The organism is Streptomyces sp. NPDC001714 (assembly GCF_042892755.1).
Lineage (GTDB): Bacteria > Actinomycetota > Actinomycetes > Streptomycetales > Streptomycetaceae > Streptomyces.
In genome coordinates this window covers 274,944-292,972 of record NZ_JBIAUL010000012.1, presented here as the reverse complement: position 1 = coordinate 292,972, position 18,029 = coordinate 274,944, and the positions used below count along the sequence as shown (strand labels likewise).

General features: G+C 69.7%; 19 protein-coding genes and 1 pseudogene. 12 read left to right on the top strand and 8 right to left on the bottom strand.

Going from position 1 to position 18,029, the window contains the following annotated elements; all coding sequences use genetic code 11:
- Window positions 1-238 precede the first annotated feature (238 nt).
- Window positions 239-832, bottom strand: a complete 594-nt coding sequence (locus ACFY0P_RS30105) for a DUF3500 domain-containing protein (protein WP_388919849.1) — start codon at window positions 830-832, stop codon at window positions 239-241.
- A gap of 36 nt (window positions 833-868) precedes the next feature.
- Window positions 869-1,642: an IclR family transcriptional regulator gene (locus ACFY0P_RS30100; RefSeq protein WP_388919846.1), complete on the bottom strand. Its 774-nt coding sequence runs from the start codon at window positions 1,640-1,642 to the stop codon at window positions 869-871.
- Between the two features lie 794 nt (window positions 1,643-2,436).
- Here ACFY0P_RS30100 and ACFY0P_RS30095 point away from each other — a divergent pair.
- The gene (locus ACFY0P_RS30095; RefSeq protein ID WP_388919843.1) at window positions 2,437-3,042 is read left to right on the top strand and encodes a TetR/AcrR family transcriptional regulator; all 606 of its coding nucleotides are present in this window, start codon (window positions 2,437-2,439) and stop codon (window positions 3,040-3,042) included.
- On the opposite strand, the gene ACFY0P_RS30090 is transcribed toward ACFY0P_RS30095, so the two are convergent.
- Entirely contained in the window at window positions 3,002-3,601 is a 600-nt protein-coding gene (locus ACFY0P_RS30090; protein WP_388919840.1) for a CoA transferase, read from the bottom strand. The two genes, ACFY0P_RS30095 and ACFY0P_RS30090, sit on opposite strands and share 41 nt — an antisense overlap.
- A gap of 212 nt (window positions 3,602-3,813) precedes the next feature.
- Complete coding sequence (locus ACFY0P_RS30085; protein ID WP_388919838.1) at window positions 3,814-4,107, bottom strand: putative quinol monooxygenase; 294 nt, start codon at window positions 4,105-4,107, stop codon at window positions 3,814-3,816.
- Window positions 4,108-4,561: 454 nt separating this feature from the next.
- On the opposite strand from ACFY0P_RS30085, the gene ACFY0P_RS30080 reads away from it, so the two are divergent.
- The 5 genes from ACFY0P_RS30080 (at window position 4,562) to ACFY0P_RS30060 (ending at window position 8,742) form a co-directional block, all read left to right on the top strand.
- On the top strand, window positions 4,562-5,857 hold the full coding sequence (locus ACFY0P_RS30080; protein WP_388919835.1) for a CaiB/BaiF CoA transferase family protein: 1,296 nt from the start codon (window positions 4,562-4,564) through the stop codon (window positions 5,855-5,857).
- Window positions 5,858-5,874: 17 nt separating this feature from the next.
- Window positions 5,875-6,777, top strand: a complete 903-nt coding sequence (locus ACFY0P_RS30075; protein WP_388919832.1) for a fumarylacetoacetate hydrolase family protein — start codon at window positions 5,875-5,877, stop codon at window positions 6,775-6,777.
- The gene (locus tag ACFY0P_RS30070; protein ID WP_388919830.1) at window positions 6,774-7,595 is read left to right on the top strand and encodes an enoyl-CoA hydratase-related protein; all 822 of its coding nucleotides are present in this window, start codon (window positions 6,774-6,776) and stop codon (window positions 7,593-7,595) included. Before ACFY0P_RS30075 ends, ACFY0P_RS30070 begins: the two co-directional genes overlap by 4 nt.
- A 36-nt stretch (window positions 7,596-7,631) precedes the next feature.
- On the top strand, window positions 7,632-8,468 hold the full coding sequence (locus tag ACFY0P_RS30065) for an SDR family oxidoreductase (protein ID WP_388919827.1): 837 nt from the start codon (window positions 7,632-7,634) through the stop codon (window positions 8,466-8,468).
- Window positions 8,469-8,598: 130 nt separating this feature from the next.
- Complete coding sequence (locus ACFY0P_RS30060) at window positions 8,599-8,742, top strand: hypothetical protein (protein WP_388919824.1); 144 nt, start codon at window positions 8,599-8,601, stop codon at window positions 8,740-8,742.
- 130 nt (window positions 8,743-8,872) lie between these two features.
- Here the strand turns inward: ACFY0P_RS30060 and ACFY0P_RS30055 are convergent, their stop codons facing one another.
- Window positions 8,873-9,445 (bottom strand): TetR/AcrR family transcriptional regulator, encoded by a 573-nt coding sequence (locus ACFY0P_RS30055; RefSeq protein ID WP_388919821.1) that lies wholly within the window; start codon window positions 9,443-9,445, stop codon window positions 8,873-8,875.
- A 452-nt stretch (window positions 9,446-9,897) separates the two neighbouring features.
- Between ACFY0P_RS30055 and ACFY0P_RS30050 the strand changes: the two genes are divergently transcribed.
- A complete protein-coding gene (locus tag ACFY0P_RS30050) occupies window positions 9,898-10,971 on the top strand; it encodes a lipocalin family protein (protein WP_388919819.1) in 1,074 nt (357 codons plus the stop codon).
- A gap of 116 nt (window positions 10,972-11,087) precedes the next feature.
- On the opposite strand, the pseudogene ACFY0P_RS30045 reads toward ACFY0P_RS30050, so the two are convergent.
- Both ACFY0P_RS30045 and ACFY0P_RS30040 read right to left on the bottom strand, forming a co-directional pair.
- Window positions 11,088-11,616 (bottom strand): annotated as a pseudogene (locus tag ACFY0P_RS30045) (alpha-L-arabinofuranosidase); the annotation flags it as partial.
- Window positions 11,617-11,885: 269 nt separating this feature from the next.
- Window positions 11,886-12,830, bottom strand: coding sequence for an AraC family transcriptional regulator (locus ACFY0P_RS30040; protein WP_388919816.1), 945 nt, complete (start codon window positions 12,828-12,830; stop codon window positions 11,886-11,888).
- Between the two features lie 340 nt (window positions 12,831-13,170).
- Here ACFY0P_RS30040 and ACFY0P_RS30035 point away from each other — a divergent pair, with 340 nt between their 5' ends.
- From ACFY0P_RS30035 to ACFY0P_RS30025, 3 genes are read left to right on the top strand one after another with little or no spacing between them, the layout of a single operon-like run.
- Complete coding sequence (locus ACFY0P_RS30035; protein WP_388919813.1) at window positions 13,171-13,374, top strand: hypothetical protein; 204 nt, start codon at window positions 13,171-13,173, stop codon at window positions 13,372-13,374.
- Window positions 13,371-14,093: a molybdopterin-dependent oxidoreductase gene (locus ACFY0P_RS30030; RefSeq protein WP_388919810.1), complete on the top strand. Its 723-nt coding sequence runs from the start codon at window positions 13,371-13,373 to the stop codon at window positions 14,091-14,093. The genes ACFY0P_RS30035 and ACFY0P_RS30030 overlap by 4 nt, the downstream gene beginning before the upstream one ends.
- Window positions 14,077-14,766: a cytochrome b/b6 domain-containing protein gene (locus tag ACFY0P_RS30025; protein WP_388919807.1), complete on the top strand. Its 690-nt coding sequence runs from the start codon at window positions 14,077-14,079 to the stop codon at window positions 14,764-14,766. Before ACFY0P_RS30030 ends, ACFY0P_RS30025 begins: the two co-directional genes overlap by 17 nt.
- A gap of 218 nt (window positions 14,767-14,984) precedes the next feature.
- Here the strand turns inward: ACFY0P_RS30025 and ACFY0P_RS30020 are convergent, their stop codons facing one another.
- On the bottom strand, window positions 14,985-15,893 hold the full coding sequence (locus tag ACFY0P_RS30020; protein ID WP_388919804.1) for a fumarylacetoacetate hydrolase family protein: 909 nt from the start codon (window positions 15,891-15,893) through the stop codon (window positions 14,985-14,987).
- A gap of 83 nt (window positions 15,894-15,976) precedes the next feature.
- Between ACFY0P_RS30020 and ACFY0P_RS30015 the strand changes: the two genes are divergently transcribed.
- The gene (locus ACFY0P_RS30015) at window positions 15,977-16,666 is read left to right on the top strand and encodes a FadR/GntR family transcriptional regulator (RefSeq protein WP_388919801.1); all 690 of its coding nucleotides are present in this window, start codon (window positions 15,977-15,979) and stop codon (window positions 16,664-16,666) included.
- 23 nt (window positions 16,667-16,689) lie between these two features.
- The gene (locus ACFY0P_RS30010) at window positions 16,690-17,934 is read left to right on the top strand and encodes a DUF3500 domain-containing protein (protein WP_388919798.1); all 1,245 of its coding nucleotides are present in this window, start codon (window positions 16,690-16,692) and stop codon (window positions 17,932-17,934) included.
- The last annotated feature ends 95 nt before the right edge of the window (window positions 17,935-18,029 follow it).

Genomic DNA, 18,029 nt, shown 5'->3' with positions numbered 1-18,029 from the left:
GATCGAATCGAGCGTTCGAAGTGAATGGACTCGCCTCCCGCGATCGGGGCGGGCCGAGACCCCGGGCCTGGAGCGGAGGTCGGACCGCGTCGAAAACGCAGCGGTGGCGCGGCCGTCGGTTGATGGCCGCCTGGACGGCGCGAATGGGTGGAGCCGATGGCCGTCCGGCTGGGGGAGGGCGGGCCGAGCCGCGTGGCAGAGGGCCGCGGCGACCTTGTCCGGATGGTTCCCGGCACGTTCAGACGGTGGAGTCCGGCATCAGGGCCATGCCGTAGTCCCCGCCGTTGGGTGCCCGCATGATGGTGTGGACGTGGCGGCGGTCCAGCTCCAGGGAGCTCTCCGGCATCAGTTCCGGATGGTGGTCGAACTCGATCCAGCTCGTCGGACTGTGCACCCGGTAGGAGAACGGCACCTTCTCGGGGTCCCCGATCCAGGCGACGTGGATCTCGTCGAGGTGAGCCCGTACCCCCCGCTGATTGTGTGGCCTGCGCTCTTCCGGGAGCCTGCCGAGGTAGACATCGATCAGATCGAGCAGGAGAGCGCGCTGCTCGGACGTCAACTCGCCGGCCGGGACTCCCGCATAGGGCACCACTTCGTTGTCACGGCCCGCACCGCCGATGTGCCGGCCGTCGACCGGTCCGCCGGATTCCGCGGGGAGATCGGCTGAGAGCATCGAGGGGTGGAGGATCGCCCGGTCGCGCTGGCGGCCGTTCAGCGTACGGCCGAGCGCGAGCCCCGCGTCCTGTTCCGGTCCGTAGACCGAGAGCCCCTCGTACTGCCCGGACTTGATCTCGCAGAGTTCGGCACCCAGGAACAGCGGTTCAAGCAGCACCGCCGCCCTGGTCGGCCGGGGGTCTGTAGATGTTCGTCAGTGGCGCGTGAGTTCCGCCGAGATCCGCTCCGTCGCCTCCATCACCAGCTGCCCGTAGGGCCCGTGGAGATCGTCGGTGAGCCGGTAGCTGGGCAGCGAGATCGACAATGCGGCCACAGGCTGCCCCTGGCGGTCGTTGATCGCCGAACCGATCGCGGAGACGTCCGGGCGCCAGCGCCCCGGGTTGACGGCGAAACCTTGTTTCGCGACGGTCTCGAGTTCGGCGAGGACTTCCTTGCGGGTAAGGCGTGTGCCGTTGGCCAGGTCGACGACGGGCGGGATGCGGGTGGCCAGTTCCGAAACCGGGAGGCGGGAGAGGAAGGCCCAGCCCGAGGCCGTGAGGACCATGGGAACACGCTCGCCGACCTGCGCGACCGTTTGTACCGGGCGGGTGGACGGCACCTTGTCGATCAGGACCAGTGACTCGCCGTCGGGGACGGACAGATGGATGTTCTCGTCGGTCCGCCGGCCGAGTTCTTCGAGGATGGGGCGGGCCCGTTCCCGGAGGTCGTCCTGACTCATGACCCTTGCTCCGACCGCGAGCGCCCGTGCCGTCAGGACCCAGCGCTGTTCTCCCGGTGCTCCCTGAGGGGCCAGCCAGCCGGCCTCGCCGAGTGTGCGCAGGATCCGGTGGACCGTCGCCTTCGGGATCCCCAGCGCCCTCGCGAGGGCGCTGATGCCGACCGGTTGCGACCGGGCCACGGCCTCGAGGACATCGAGGGCGCGCAGGACCGACTGCATCCCCTGCCGCGTGTCCGACGACTCACTCACGCTCTCTCCCTACGGTGGTAGACCTCGTTCATCGTAGTGAGGGCGACAGGGGCAGTACTCCTGGTAGCGGGATGTTGATTCGCATTATGGACCATTTGACCGCATTATGGATCGGCTCTATGTTGGCTGCGCCACCGCGGCGCGAAGCGGTGTCCGGAGCGGCCGCCTGAGCGAGGAGAGGCAGGCGCCTGGCGTGAACCGATCGGCCGCGCACTCCTTGGGTGAACCCGTCGCGCAGGTGCCGAGCCATTCCTCGGGCCAGTTCGAGGTCGTAGCCGCCCAGCGGCCGTCCAGCCGGCTACGCAACGGCATGGAGGAGGAGTTCGAGATCGGCAAACCGCCGCCGTTCGTGCGGACGGTCCAGCGCCTGATGTTCACGGCGTTCCTGCCGGTCGTCGCACTTGCTGCGCAATGCCCGGCAGATCCCGTCGCCGGAAGTACGACCGGCAGCCCCGTACGAGTGAGCCTGCGGGGCGACCGCATGTCCGCACAGCGGCCCTCCATCGGCCGGCCCCGGCGCAGTCGGTCCAACCCTCTCCCTGTCGATGCCGAGCGGCATGATGCTCGTGACCTAGCGCCCTGTCCGATCACGTGGGCTCCGCGACCGTTTGTCGGGCTTGAAACGTTAGGTTAATCTGACGTTTGTCAAGTAAGCTGGTCGGTGGTCTCGGGGTGCTCACGCCTCGGTACCCCTCACGGTACGCAGGGCCGGACAAGCAGCAATGGAGACAGCGGTGGAAGTACGAGCCCAGTCCGCCCGACGCCCGGGGCGCCCTGGCGCGGGCACTCCCGCGGTGCCTGCGGAGGAGAGCATTCTGGTACGCGGGCTCGAAGCCTTCGCGGAACTGGGCTACGAACACGCCTCCGCGCGCGAGCTGGCCCGACGCCTGGGTGTCAGCCACAACTTCCTCAACGACCGGTACGGCTCCAAGGCGGCGTTCTGGCGTGCGGTGGTGAACCACGCGCTGGGGACACGGCTGGCGGGTATGCCGCAGGTGGATCCCTCGCTCGACGACGCCGAGCGGCTGCGGCAGACCATCACCGACTTCTATGTGGCCGCGGCGGACTCACCACAGATCGGGCGGATCTTCCTCAACGAATTCACTCTGGACAGCGAGCGGCTGGACTTCCTGTACGAGAACTTCATCGCCCCGATCATGCAGAGCATGGGGGACGTTGTCGATCGCCTCGTGGCTGCGGGGCGCATGGCCCCGGTCCCGATGCACGTCCTGTTCTTCATCATCATTCCTCCCATCTCCGGAATGGTGGAGGTGCCGCTGGCACGACGGTTGGGGCGGCCTGAGCCCGCCTCGCCGGAAGAGCTCAGGGCCACCGCCGAGGAGCTCTCGACACTTGTGGTCAACGGGCTGCTCGCTTCGGGACCGGCAACCCGCTCCTGAACGCGGTGCGTTCTGCGGTTCTGGCTCGCTGCTGCGCCGGTCGGAGGAAGGCGTCGCCGGCGGCGGCCTTCTCCGGGTCGGTCTCCGCGGCCAGGGACCACGTCATCAGCGAACCCTGGACGAGGGGGGCGACGTGGGCGAGTCGCTCCGGACCGTAGCTGTCGAGAACCGACGTGGAGGCCCTGCCGGCGAGCACGGGGTCGAGACGCCAGGCGAGGTTGACGGCGTCCCGCATCGCGCTGCACCACGTCGAGGTGGGCCGGCAGCGAGCAGGTCCGCTCCCCGGAGACGGGGAACCCCGCCTTGGCGAGTTGTCCGTCGGTGGTCCCGGTGAGGACATCAGGCCGCTGTAGGCCTGCGCGATCAGGTCGATGCGCTTCGCGTCCCGCATCGGCCCGAACTTCCCGAAACCGGAGATCGAGCAGCAGACAACGTCCGCACGCAGGTAGGACAGGGTCGTCGTGCAGTACGGGCCGCCCAGAGCCCCCGTCACATCGGGGACGCGTACGCCCTCAGGGAAGGCCGGACCGCGCTCGGCGGACTGCGTCGTTGCTGTCATGGTGACCTTCACTTCACCGTGGTCCATAGTCGCGCCGTGTCGGAAACCCCACACCGTGGCCGTGCCGCTGCAGCCCCTTTGCGGGTTGCGGTACGTCGGCCCGGCCGCCAGGGCCGCGAACGCGGCCGGTTCCCTGCGGGTCGCCGCCCGGCTGACTCGCGAGCCGGGACATCTCCGGGATGACGCATGGCTCGCGGACAGGGTGGGGTGGGTCAGAATTCGAGCACGGTGGTGAAGTGGTGGGAGCGGTCCGCCGGTGCCGGAGCCGCCTGACCAACCGCGTACTTCGTGAAGTGCGGATACTCGGTGTGCGCCTTGAGCGCGTCCTCGTCGTCGTAGATCTCGAAGAACCTGAAGACCGTGGGCTGCTGAGGGTCCCGGTGGACGACGTATGACCGGCAGCCGGGTTCGGCGCGAGTGGCTGGGGCCAGTTGGGCCAGGGCGCCGCGGACGACGTCCTCCTTGCCGGGGTGGGCCGTCCAGGCGGCGGAGACAGCGATGGCCATGGGGGTGCTCCTCGGTGTTTCGTCGTGCGGTGGTGTGGTTGCGGCGGCGTCGGCCGGACCCGCCGACGGCCGGACTTTCGGGGTGGTGGCCGGGGGCGCCCCAGGGGGCGCATCGTGACGTGGCCGACGGTGACCGGGCGGCTGATGGCCAGGTCGTGCCCACGGTGAAGGTCTTGAAGTCGTGGCTGTCCGTGACGGGCCGCGGCGTTTGGTCTCCCGCCACGTCCGGCTGCCCTGGTGACCGCTGGATGTCCTCGTCGCTTCGGTTGCGGCTTTCCTGGGCGCCCCGCCGGCGGCGAGCGTGCCGTGTCGCGGTTGCCCAGGCAGGGCGCGGCCGGGGATGCCGGGCCTGTGCGCTTGACCTTCCCGGAATCACGGGCCTAACTTTGCCAGAGGTCCTCTATATGGTCCAGTGGTCTACATTGTGGACCGACGGCGGAAAATGAAGGGCACCATGACAGCACCGACGCAGTCCGCCGAGCGCGGTCCGGCCTTCCTCGAGGGCGTACGCGTCCTCGACGTGACGGGGGCGCTGGCCGGCCCGTACTGCACGACGATCCTGTCCGACCTGGGCGCGGACGTCCTGAAGATCGAGCCGGTCACCGGTGACCGGTTGCGTGCGCGGCGGATGGGACCGCAGCACAGGTCGATTCCCTTCGACCTGACCCATCGTGACAAGGGAAGCCTCGCGGTCGACATGAAGTCGCCCGCGGGTGCCGGCATCGTGCGGTCTCTGGCGCGACGCAGCGACGTCCTGGTGGAGAACTTCCGGGCAGGTGCCATGGCGCGGCTCGGGCTCGGCTACGAGGACCTGCGCCCGGAGTGCCCCGACCTGGTCTACTGCTCGATCTCCGGCTTCGGGCAGTTCGGGCCGATGTGGGACGCGAAGGGCATCGACCTGATCGCGCAGGCCTACAGCGGCCTGATGTCCGTCACCGGGACCACCGACGGACAACTCGCCAAGGCGGGGTTCCCCGTCTCCGACGTGGGCACCGGGATGTGGGGCGCCATCGGGGTCCTGGCCGCGCTGCTGCGGGCCCGCGCCGGCGGTGGTGGCGCGTACGTCGACGTGGCGCTCGCCGACTCGGTGGCCGCGTGGTCGTTGTGGGAGGTCGCCGATTATGTGGCGACGGGTGTGGAGCCGGCCCCGCTCGGCACGGCACACCGCCTGGCCGCACCGTATGAGGCGTTCACCTGCAAGGACGGCGCGACCCTCGTGCTCGGTGCGGTCGACCGGGCGTGGGAGGCGCTGTGCGCGGTACTGGAGCTCGATCTGCGCGGCGATCCCCGCTTCGCCACGGAGTACGAGCGTTTCCTGCACCGCGCGCCTTTGGCGGAGATCATCCAGGCACGCTTCGCCACCGACTCCCGGGACCACTGGATGGACGTGCTGCGGGCGGCCGGAGTCCCCTGCGGTCCGGTCAACGGGATCGGTGACATCCTCACCGACGAGCAGTTCGCCGTGCGCGGCCTGTTCGTGCACGACAAGGAGCGTTTCGCGGAGCCGACGATCGTGAACACGCCCATCGTCGCCGACGGGGCGCCTCGCGCCCGCGGTCGCGCGCCCGAAGTGGGCTCCAGTACGGGCGCGGTCCTGGCCGAACTGGGATATGACGAGGAGCGGATCGCCGCCCTCGTGGAGGAGGGTGTCGTCGCCGTGTCCGATGCCGAGAAGGCCGCGACCGGCGCCGTGAGCCCGAGGACGGGGGCGGCCGCCGTGGCCGTCCGAGGCGCCGAGGCACAGAAATGAACCAGGAGGGCCCCTGCATGACCACTCATACGCAGACGTCAGCGGTGGACTGGACGGACGGCCTCGGTCTCGCCCGCGTCCTGCACGGTGGCGGCCCGGTGGTCGCGCTGCGCCGGGACGGGGCGGCCGAGGCACGCCTGGCCTTGGTGGACGGCCATGTGTTCGACGATCTGCCCGCGCTGCTCGAAGCGGCAGAGGGTGATGCGGCGGTCATCGAGGCGGGCGCCGTGATCGATGCGCCGGACCACCAGCTGCTGAGTCCGGTGGGACGGCCGGGCAAGGTCATCTGTATCGGGCAGAACTACCTCGCGCATGTGCATGAGGGCGGTCGCGACACAGGGCCGGGCCATCCAGATCTCTTTCCGAAATGGCACACCTCGCTGGCGGCGCCCTTCGCGGAGGTGGCGCTGCCGCCGGAGTCGGACCAGATCGACTACGAGAGCGAACTCGCCGTGGTCATCGGTGTCCATGCCCGCCGGGTCGCGGCCAAGGACGCGGAGAGCGTTGTCTTCGGGTACACCGCGGCCAACGACGTCTCGGTCCGCGACTTCCAGTTCCACACGTCCCAGCGGGTCGCCGGCAAGGCCTGGGACCGGCTGACCCCGCTGGGGCCGGTCGTCGTGCCCGCCGCCCGACTCGGCGGTGTCCGGCCCGATCTCGCCATCACGGGCGCGCTCGACGGAAGGGTGCTGCAGGACGACCGAACCTCCTCGCTCCTGTTCGGCGTACCGGAGTTGCTGGCTTACATCACCACGGTGATGACGCTGGAGCCGGGCGATCTGATCCTCACGGGTACCCCCTCCGGGGTGGGCTTCGTTCGCGAGCCGAAGGTGCTGTTGCGCGACGGCTCGGAGTTCGAGGTACGCATCGAGGGGATCGGCGCACTGCGCAACCGCTTCGTGAACGAGGAGACCGGATGACCGCGGTGACCGAGACCTCGCCGGCCCGGATCCGTACGGAGATACGGGACGCCGTCGGTACCGTGGAGATCAGCAATCCGGCTCGGCACAACGCGCTGTCCGTGGCGATGATGACCGAACTTGCCGTCGCCCTGCGGGCGCTGGACGATGACCCGGACGTCCGCGTGGTCGTCCTCCGCGGCGCCGGCGAACAGGCTTTCGTCTCCGGCGCGGACATCAGCGAGTTCCCCGGTCGGCAGGACGAAGCCGCACGACAGGCGGCGGACGACGCCGCCACGACGCTGTTCACGCAGCTGTCCGCGCTCTCGGTGCCCGTCATCGCACGCATCCACGGCTACTGTCTCGGCGCCGGCATGGCCCTCGCCCTGGGAGCGGACCTGCGCTACGCGGACACGCGCAGCGTTCTCGCCATCCCCGCCGCCCGCCTCGGCGTCGGCTACCCCCTGGAACAGACCGCCGCACTCGTCCAGACCGTGGGACCGGCCGCCGCGAGCGACCTGCTGTTCACCGGCCGCCGGCTCCCGGCCTCCGAGGCGTACGGCCTGGGCCTGGTGGACCGGGTCGTCGAACCCGGCGAACTGGGCAGGACCGTCGACGAACTCGCCGCGACCATCGCGGCGAACGCGCCTTTGTCGGTGCGCGCAGCCAAGGCGTCCATCAGGGCCGTCCGCCGCCTGAGTGAGGGCGACGACGCCGCGGGCAGCACCGCGCTGGTCCTCGCGACGGAGGCCGTGGCCCGCTGCCGAGGCTCGCACGACCTGCGCGAAGGCGCCCTCGCCTTCCTGGAGAAGCGGCCCGCGCGCTTCACCGGCCGCTGACAACCACTGCACGAACGATGAGGGGAGCGCCCCGGGATGGGGACATCACTGAAGGGCCGGACCATCGTGATGTCCGGCGGCAGCCGCGGCATCGGACTGGCCATCCTCACCGCCGCGGCACGCGAGGGTGCCAACTCGGTCTTCCTGGCCAAGACCGACACGCCTGACCCGAGACTGCCGGGCACCGTGCACACGGCCCTTGCCGCGATCGAGGCCGTCGGCGGATCCGCCGTCGCGGTGGTCGGTGACGTCCGCGAAGAGGCCGACGTCGAACGCGCGGTCGCCACCGCCGTCGACCGGTTCGGCGGCATCGACATCTGCGTCAACAACGCCAGCGCCCTCGACGTGCGAGGCACAGAGGAGTTGACCCTCAAACGGTTCGACCTCATGCAGGCGATCAACAGCAGGGGTACGTTCCTGCTGACCCGAGCCTGCCTGCCGCATCTGAAGCGGTCCGACCAGGCCCACATCCTGACCCTGTCGCCCCCGCTCAACCTCGCCCCGCGCTGGCTCGGGGCCCACCCCGCCTACACTCTCTCGAAGTACGGGATGACGCTGCTCACCCTCGGCTGGGCGGCCGAGTTCGCGCAGCACGAAGTCGCCGCGAACTGTCTGTGGCCGCAGACCATGATCGCGACCGCCGCGGTGGCCAACGTCCTCGGCGGAGAGAATGCTGTCTCCAGGGCACGCGACCCTGAGATCATGGCGGACGCGGCCGTCGCCGTGCTCTCCCGCTCTCCGCAGGAGCAGACCGGCCAGACTCTCGTCGACGCGGAAGTCCTGGCCGACGCCGGCATCATGGACCTGACACGGTACGGTGGGGGACCGCGGCCGGAACTCGACCTCTTCGTGGACCCCCCGCGGACGGGATGACCGTGATGGTGTTCGGCCGTGTGGCAGGAGTCGGCGGCGCTGCAGCCGCGCTCGCCGTTCAGCGGGACCACTCGGACGCAGACGCCATGCTCCTTGGCCAGGCTTCGGAACGCGGCGAGGTCGAGCGGGGATGTTCGTCACCGCCTACGGAACGAACGCGCCGCGCCATCCGGGATGCGACGGCGAGGTCGACAACGAGGTGGAGAAGGTGCGCCATCGCGCCTATACGCTCGCGGATGACCGGAGGGGGGCTCGCCGACGGCGTCGCTGGTGAACTGACGTGGCAACGGGCCTCCTTGGCGAGAGCGGCCGATTTCAACCGTGTCTCTGCCAAGGCGCTCGTTCCTTCATGCCCATCCCGCAGACGGCACCGGTGACCCAACGACCACCGTGGCGGCTACTCCCTACCGGCCCTTTGTGTCGCCCGGGGCCAGCAGGCCGTCCACCACCAGTCCGGCCAGGGCCTCCGCCCTGGCGAGACGGTCCGCCTGCGGCAGGTGCTCGGGGCGGCCCAGGCGCCGGGCGAGAGGCTCCTGTGCCAGCCCGGACACGCGAGCGATGATGGCGAAGAACAGGACGTCCATCGGAACCCGTGCCATGCGCCCGGATGCCATCAGCCTCTCGATGCTGGGCACGACGAGGGCCAGCGCCGGTTCGACAAAACGCTGGTAGAGGTAGTCGAGCCGCTCGGTGTCCCGTGCGAACTCATCCGCGATCAGCCAAGCCAGGTACGGTTCGCCGGTGTTGACGCGGTAGAACTCCATGACGAACTGCCGTACCACGTCCTCGTCGCCGCTCCCGGGTGCGGCCGGCGCCATGCGCGCGAGCTGAGTCCCGAGGGCGGCGTCCACCACTGCACGCCAGAAGGCCGCCTTGGAACCGTAGCGGTCGTTGATGAAGGTGTGGCTGACCCCGAGACGGCGCGCGAGCTCCCGCGCCGACGCCCCGTCGTATCCCAGCTCCGCGAACGCCTCCAAGCCCCGTCCCAGGACATCCCGCTCCGCAGGCACCGCTGCGGAATCCCCGCTGGGGCGCCCGGGGCGTCGAGTGGTACTCGACTTTCCTGCCAAGTGTCCTCCTCAACCGGCTGTACGGGCGCGTGCCCGCCAGTCGGACCAGCGTAGCTTCCCGGATCGGCGCGTTTCTGAGCACCGTCCCAGGTCAGCGGCCTCATTGAGGACCTGACGCGGCGGTTCCCACGCGATCACCAGTTGACACGTATCGAGCAGCAGATAACCTGACACCTGTCGGATATTGCAGCGGGTGTCCTCGCACACAGCCCGAGAGTCCGCACCGCCTGGCATGGCCACCCCCTTCCGTCGAGCCGGTCAACCGTCCGCCCACAACAACGTTCCGTGAGAGTACGAAACAGTTTCGTACACACAATCCCTGCGCGTCCGTGCAGGGCATCCGCAGACAAGGAAGCATCATGCGCAAGACCACCGTCGGCGCGGCCGCCGTCGCCTCCGCGCTCATCGCCTCGCTCACCCTCGCCTGGGGAGGAACGGCCACCGCGACCACCGCCGCCGACTCGACCACAGCGCACCGCACCACACCCGAGCAGGGGCTCACCCGGACCAGCGTCCCGGTGCTCATCGACCCCGCCGCAGACCTCGCCGCCAACCCTGACAGGGTCAACCAGTCCTGGTACGTGACGGCGCAGGTGACCGCCGGGGGGCACCGGTACGGCTTCCTGGCCCACTACCTGAGTGCCGGCGACGGCAAGCAAGGGCGCAGCACGTCATCGGTGTCGATCACCGACGAGGACACCGGCTGGTACACGAAGTCGGAGATCATCCTCCCGCCCGGGACGGGTCTGTCCGACAAGCAGGGCGTGGACATCCACACCGACAACATCACCTGGACCGGCGACGCCAAGGAGCAGAAGCTGCGTGCCAAGGTCCCCGAGGGAACCATCGACGTCACGTTCCGCCCCCGCGGGAACGCCCTCTACAACATGGGCACCGGCTACTTCCCCATGTTCGGCGACGCCAAGTACTCGAACTACGAGTACGCCCTGCCCACCATGGACACCTCCGGAACGCTCACCCTCAACGGCCGCAGCGAGAAGGTCCGCGGGCAGTCGTGGCTGGACCGCCAGTGGGGACCGCTGCCCGACTTGGCCTCGGGCAACGCCTCGTGGTCCTGGATGAACCTCAGCCTGTCCAACGGCGACCAGATCAGCGTCTGGAACCAGAAGTACGGCGACAAGAAGAACGACTTCGCGACCGTCCTGAAGCCCGACGGCACCCAGACTGTTGCCGAGGCGACCCTCAAGCCCGACGACTCCACCCGCTGGACCAGCCCGACCACCGGCAAGAGCTACCCCACGCGCTGGAAGGTCACGATCCCGGGCGAGCACGCCAAGCTGAACGTCACCGTCTACGCCAAGGACCAGGAACTGGTGACCACCGGGCCCCGCTACGAAGGCAGCGCCGCTGTGACGGGCACCTACGGCCACCGCCGGGTCACCGGCACCACCTACATCGAGGTCACCGGCTGATCGCGTGGTGGCAAACGGAACCCCTGCTCGATGAGCAGGGGTTCCGCCAGGGGCCGCACCCGCATGCCATCGCGTCTGATCGGTGATGTCGTTGCCCGTGCGGACATGCTTCAACTGCCCAGTGCCCAGTGCCCAGTGCCCAGTGCCCAGTGCCCAGTGCCCAGTGCCCAGTGCCCAGGAGTCAGAGGGCTGCCGCCCGGGTGGTTGCTGTACTCCAGCAGCCGCAGGGCGTCCTCGCCCCGCGGGTGCCGAGGTTCACCGTCATCATGGGCTCCATGCCGGTCCTGGCAGAGAAGCCCATGAACTCGCCGAGGCCGAACTCGTTGGTCTCCGTGGACCTCCAGGCCAGGTCCAGCCGGGCCGGCCGCTCCTCGCGCGGGCCCACGCCGTCCTCCCAGCGGTAACCGGAGACGAAGTTGCCGCCCGGGCAGCGCACGGTGGTGACGCCGAGCTCGCGGACCAGCTCCAGGACGTCCCCGCGCAGGCCGTCCCCGCCGGCGGTGGCCGGCCGGGCTCGTAGACGCAGGTGTAGGCACAGCGGCCGACGTGCTCGATGAACGATCCGTACAGACCGGGGTTGACGCTGCCCACGGCGAAGGCCGGGCCGAGGGTGAAGCGTGCGGGGGTGGTGCCGGGGTGGGACATGGCCTGCAGGCGCTGCCCGCTGGCCCAGGCGGAGGTCCGACGGAGCAGACCCGCCATGCAGGTGACCTTGCGAGGGCACGCTCACCGGAATCGGGCGGTGGAGTTCCATGAGCACTGCCGGCCGATTGTGTGCGGGAGAGGAGGGGGTGCTCGCGGTCATCCCTTGGGAGTCCGGCCGGGGAGTCACGGCTCGATCGGTGCCCGCCGCGTCAGCCAGTGACACGGACGGACCGATGATCGGACGATCCGGGCGGAACTGCCCGGCCGGGTCATGGTCGTCGCCGATACCGGCCGGGGGCCGTGCCGTGGGCCCTCTTGAAGGCGTTGGCGAAGGCGAACTCCGAGGTGTAGCCGACGTTGTTGGCGACGGTCAGGAGTGGGGCGTCGGATTCCCGGAGGAGTCTGGCGGCGACGGTCATGCGCCACCAGGTCAGGTAGCTCAACGGCGGTTCGCCGAGCAGGGCGGTGAAGCGCCGTGCGAGGGCGGGACGTGACAGGCCGGCGTGGGCGGCCAGTTCCTCGACGGTCCACTGCCGGGACGGATCGGCGTGCATGGCCCGCAGCGCTGATGCGGTGGCCGGGTCGCGCAGTGCCGCGGCCCAGCCGGTGGTCCTGTGGTGGCCTGCCTGCGAGTCGTGCCAGGTGCGCAGGATGTAGAGCAGGAGCATGTCCAGCAGTGCGCGGACGACGGCGTCGGTACCCTCGCGGGGTTGTTCCAACTCGCCGTTCAGCAGCTCGATGGCGGAGCGCATCTCCGGCCGGTGTCCCAGACGGGCGGGAAGGTGGATGAGCTCCGGAAGCTCCTGGAGCAGCGGGTGGGGACGGGATTCGTCCAGCAGATACGCGCCGCAGAGCATGACTGTGGGAGTGGCCGGGGCATCCGGCGAGTTGCCCGCGACCCCGGCGAGGGGCTCTCCGCGCCTCACCGAGACGCCGACCAGTGTGGGGAGGGGGATCTCGGTCATGGGGGTGGAGGGGTGGTCGGCGATCCCGATCTCGGAGCCGTGACGAAGGAACGCCACATCGCCGCAGTCGAGCGGGATCGGTTCGCCGCGCCGGGGGAGCAGCCAGCAGGTCCCCTGGAGCACGACGTGGAAACCGGCTCCGGGAACGGTGGTGGGCAGGCGCCCGGCGAACGGGCCGTGGTGCTCGACGCGGGCAGAGTGCGGACGGCCGACGTGCATGGCCGCGATCACGTCGCTGAGCACATCCATGAGGGCAGCCTATGGCCACGTGCGAGAGTTTGACGCATGAAGTTGAGAGTTGCACTTATTGGGGGCCCCTGTCTCTCCGCATAGCGTGGCGGCGGAGCGGATGATCAACGTCCGTACGGGATCGACGCTCTGCTGGTCGGACGTGAGACGTGCGGTGTCCATGGCAGACCGGCGAGCGGGCCGGAGTTGTCCCACCGACATATCTGTGGCCACCTTGAGTTCGTGGTCCGGCCGGCCTCGGTCCGCCGCCCCAAGCTCCGTGCTCCTGACTTTCCCAAGGTCACGGAACCGAACGTCGAAGAAGGCCGCGGAGCCTTCGGCATATGGTGAGGAGCACGGCATGAAGGTCTGGATTCGTTTGGTGCTGGGGGTTCTGCTGCTCTTCTCCGGTGTGGTGTGGAGCCTGCAGGGCTCCGGCGCGGTGGGCGGCAGCGGTATGTCCGGGCAGGCGCAGTGGCTGGTGATCGGGCTGTTCGTGGCCGTCATCGGCGCGATCCTGCTCGTCGGCGGAGTCAGGAAGCTGCGGGCGGGAGAGAAGGCTTGACCGAGAACGCGGACCGCGAGGGCAGGCCGGTCGGACGACGGGTCATCCTCGGCATCCTCGGACTCGGCGCCGTCGCGGTGCCCGCCGGCGCGCGCCTGCAGGACGTGACGGACGGCCTGCTGGCCACCGTGAGCAGCAAGGACCCCACAGGTCTGACCGGGCTCCTGCCGGGCGGCGGGGGTTTCCGCTTCTACTCCGTCGCCGACAGCATTCCGCGTCGCTCTCCCGCCGACTACCGGCTCACGGTGAACGGCCTCGTCGACCGCCCGGCGTCGTACACGCTGGACGAGTTGAAGGCCATGCCGCGGACCCGCCTGGTCCGGGACGTCCAGTGCGTCACCGGCTGGCGGGTGCCGCAGACCCCGTTCGCCGGCGTGCGACTGTCCCACCTGCTGGCGACGGCCGGGGTGAAACCGGAGGCCAGGGCGGTGCACTTCACGTGCTTCGACGGTGTCTACACCGAAAGCCTCACCCTGGAGCAGGCGCGGCGCCCCGACATGCTCGTCGCCTACGAGATGCAGGACAAGCCGGTCACCGCCCCGCACGGCGGTCCCGTGCGGCTGTACGCCGCTCCGATGTACTTCTACAAGTCGGCGAAGTGGCTGGCCGAGATCACGGTCACCGACCGCGTGATACCCGGCTACTGGGAGCCGCGCGGCTACGACATCGACGCCTGGGTCGGCAGGTCGAACGGACGCGACGATGACTCAACCGGCTGATCCGGCTGATCCGGCCGAGCTGATACGGCGTTTCACCGTCGCCGAACGCTGGATCCACCGCACCACGGCCGCGCTGATGGGCGCCGCCCTCGTCACCGCCGCCTTCCTCTACCTGCCCGCGCTGGCCGAGATCGTGGGCCGGCGAAACCTGCTGGTGACCGTGCACGAGTGGGCGGGCATCGCCATGCCCGTCCCTCTGCTGGCCGGACTGGTCTCACGGGCCTTCCGTGCCGATCTCGTCCGTCTGAACCGGTTCGGTCCCCATGACCGGGGCTGGATACGCGCGACGATGCGTCGGCGCCCGCACCCGTCGGGGAAGTTCAACGCGGGGCAGAAGCTGTACGCCGCCGTGATCTCGGGAGCCGCGTTGGTGATGATCGGTACCGGCGTCATCATGTGGTTTCCGCGCCTCACCCCGCTGTTCCTGCGGACGGGGGCGACGTTCGTCCACGACTGGCTGGCTCTCCTCATCGGTGCCCTGGTGGCCGGCCACATCTGGATGGCATCCCAGGATCCCGAGGCGCGTACCGGTCTGCGCACCGGCCTCGTTCCCCGCGCCTGGGCCAGACGTCACCACCCACTGTGGGAGCCGGAACAACCCGGTGACCACCAGGCGATGACGGTCGCTCGGCCGTTCCACGCCGCCGAGAGCGACGCCGGCCCGCCCTGCTGATCGTTTTCGTGCCTTCCTGCCGGCGACGTGGCGCCGGTTCCCTCCAGCAGCGCGAGCTGCACGTGCTGGCGCAGCGCGGTGTGCAGGTCGTCCATGAACGGCAGGGCGACGGTTCGCAGGGGGAGACTCAGCGGTGCCACGTGCCCAGCTGCCACAGCCCGATGCCCACGGTGAAGCCACGGAACCATCCGACCACCTCTCCTGTCAGAGGAGGACAACTACTGCTGCCGGGAGAAAACCTCGGGGACACGGACTTCCACATCCGGGAGATTCCCGAGAGGGCGATTCCGGCGGTGTTCCGCGCCCACGACGGTGTTGCGCAGGATCCCGAGGCGCTCCACTTCGACCTCGACCACGTCGCCGGGCTGCAGCAGCCAGGGTGGCGTGCGGGCGTAGCCGACGCCGGACGGCGTGCCGGTGGCCAGCAGGTCACCGGGGCGCAGCGTGAAGGTGCGTGAGATGTGGGACAGTGTCTCGCCCACACGGTGGATCATCTGGCTGGTGGAGGCGTCCTGGACGGTCTCGCCGTTGACCCGGGTCCGCACCCGCAGTCCGTCCCGCAGGTCACCCACCTCGCCGGCGGGCACCATCGGACCCAGCGGGCCCGAGCGGTCGGCGTTCTTCCCCAGGATCCACTGCGAGGTAAGTTTCTGTGCCCGCCGTGCGGTGACGTCGTTGAACGTCGAGTAGCCGACCACCGCCCCGAGCGCCTCAGCGGGGTCCGCGTCCACCAGCGTCCGGCCCACCCAGGCCACGATCTCGCCCTCCCAGTCCAGCCCGTCCTCGGTGGCGGGCACGGGAATCTCGGCCCCGCCGACGGTGAGTGACCGCGTCCACCGTGCGAACACCGTGGGGTGCTCGGGGAGTTCCTGGTCCCGGTAGGACCCTTCGGCGGCGTGTTCGAGGTAGTTGAGCCCCACGCACAGCACCTGTGCCTCCGGCAGCACCGGCGGCACCAGCCGCGCCTCACCCACCGATACCACCGCGCCGGTCGGCGGGCGGGTCAGCCATGCTTCGGGGTCGGCCCAGAACTCCCGCAGTCCGGCCACCACGGTGAGCCTTCCGCCGTCCGGCGACAGGTTCGCGACCTGCACCTCGTCGCCGTATGCCACTCCCACGATCCGCATCCGCACTCCTCAGCTCGGAAGACGACAGCCTCGCCATACCTCCTAAAGGTTATAACTTTTATGGTTGAATGAGAGTCATGGTCATGGAGAAACGCGAACTGTTGGCCGGCCTCAGCGCTCCCGGCGGCACCCGCGCCGAGCAGCTCGCCGCGGCACTTCAGGGCCGTATCCGCGAACTGACTCCCGGCTCCGCGATCGGCACCATCGAGGAGATCCGGCAGGAGTCCGGCCTGGCCCGCGCCACGGTCAGCGAGGCCATCCGGCTGCTGCGCGACCGAGGGGTCCTGGAGATCCGTCCCGGCCGTGGCGGCGGACTGTTCGTCGCGGACCAGAGCCCCGTGGTCCGGCTGCGCCACACGCTGCTCAGCGTCGCGGGAGAACCCGGGACCGTCGCGGACGCCATCGAACTGCGTAACCATCTCGAGGAGCTCGTCGACGTCGGTGCCGCCCGATGCGCGGGCAAGGCCGACATCCCGGCGCTGCAAGCCTGTCTGGACGACATGGCGGCCGCACCGGACTGGGACGGGTTCATGCGAGCCAACTGGGCGCTGCACGAACGCATCGCGCAACTGTGCCCGAACACGATGGCCCGCGCGGTCTACGTCGGCACGCTCGGGCACCTCACGTCGTCCACCGCGCACCCCGCCGACCGGGCCGCCGACGCCTACCGCGCGGCACGGCTGCGCGTCCACGCCGACCTGGTGGAGGCGATCGCCGCCGGGGACGAGGACGCCGTCCGGGCAGCCGTCGCACGCCACAACCACACCGAGTGAACACACCGCACGCAGGAGCCGTCATGCCGTCAGCCGAGTACCGCAAGTACCTCTTCCCGCCGGACTCGCCGCGCCTGGCCTCGATCAGGGGTCTGGACGCCTACGCGTACGGTGAGGCGGCCGAAGCCGCCCCGTTCACCGGCGAGCTGATCAACGGCTGGAAACCCCTGCAACTCGCCGAGTTCCGGGGCGTGACCGAGACCGGCACGCTGCGGCCCGAGGTGCACCCCTGGGAGCCGGCCCGCCCCGGCGAGGAGGCTCCCGTCGCCGACATGGTCGCCGCGGCGCGGGACCTGCTGGCGGTGCTGGACGACGAAGGCCGTGCCGACCTCCTCCACCCGGTGGACGCGGTGGAGTGGCAGACCTGGGCCAACCCGGAGTTCCTGCAGTTCGACACCGGTATCCGCCTGGAGTTCCAGCCGCCCGAGGTCCGGCAGAAGGCCCTCGCCCTGGTCGAGGCGTCCCTGAGCCCCGTCGGCTTCCGCCTGGTGCACGACATGATGCTGATCAACGGGTTCCTCGGTGAGGTGGTGGGCCTGGAGACGATCCTGAACGAGTTCAGCTACAACGTCGCGCTGTACGGCGACCCCCACCCCACGGCGCCCTGGGGCTGGCAGCTGTTCGGGCACCACTGCGCCGTCAACTGTCTGGTCGTCGAGGGGCGCATGGTCGTCAGTCCGGTGTTTCTGGGCGCCGAACCCAACGAGATCGACGAGGGGCCGCGCGCCGGCACGGTGGCCCTGACCGACCGGATCCGCCTCGGCACGGACCTGATGGCCGTGCTGCCCAAGGAACAGCGCGTCGCCGCAACGGTGTACGAGCGGATGGTCGATGCAGCGATGCCCGCCGGCCGTGTCCACCCCGGCGACGAACGGCACCTCGCCGGCGCCTTCCAGGACAACCGGGTGATCCCGGTCGAGGGCCTGCGGGCCGTGGAGATGTCCGAGCAGGCCCGCGGGATTCTCCTGGAGATCGCCGAGTCGTTCGTGGGCCTGCTGCCCGATGGTCCGCGCGCGGCCCGGATGCGTGAGGTCCGCGAGCACTTTGACGAGACCTGGTTCAGCTGGATCGGCGGCCATGAGGACGGCGACGTCTTCTACTACCGTCTCCAGTCACCGGTGCTCATCGCCGAACTCGATCATCACTGCGGCGTGTTCCTCGACTACGACACCCCCAAGCCGTTCCATATCCACACTGTGCTGCGCACTCCGCACGGCAACGACTACGGCCGCTCGTACGTACGAGCCTGGCAGACACGGAACGCCTGAACGTCGTGGGCGCCGTCCTCGGCGATACGCCGAGCAGTCGTCATCGCCGGGGCGATCGCGGCGAAGGAACGAGCCATGGCCCCTCACTTCTCTCG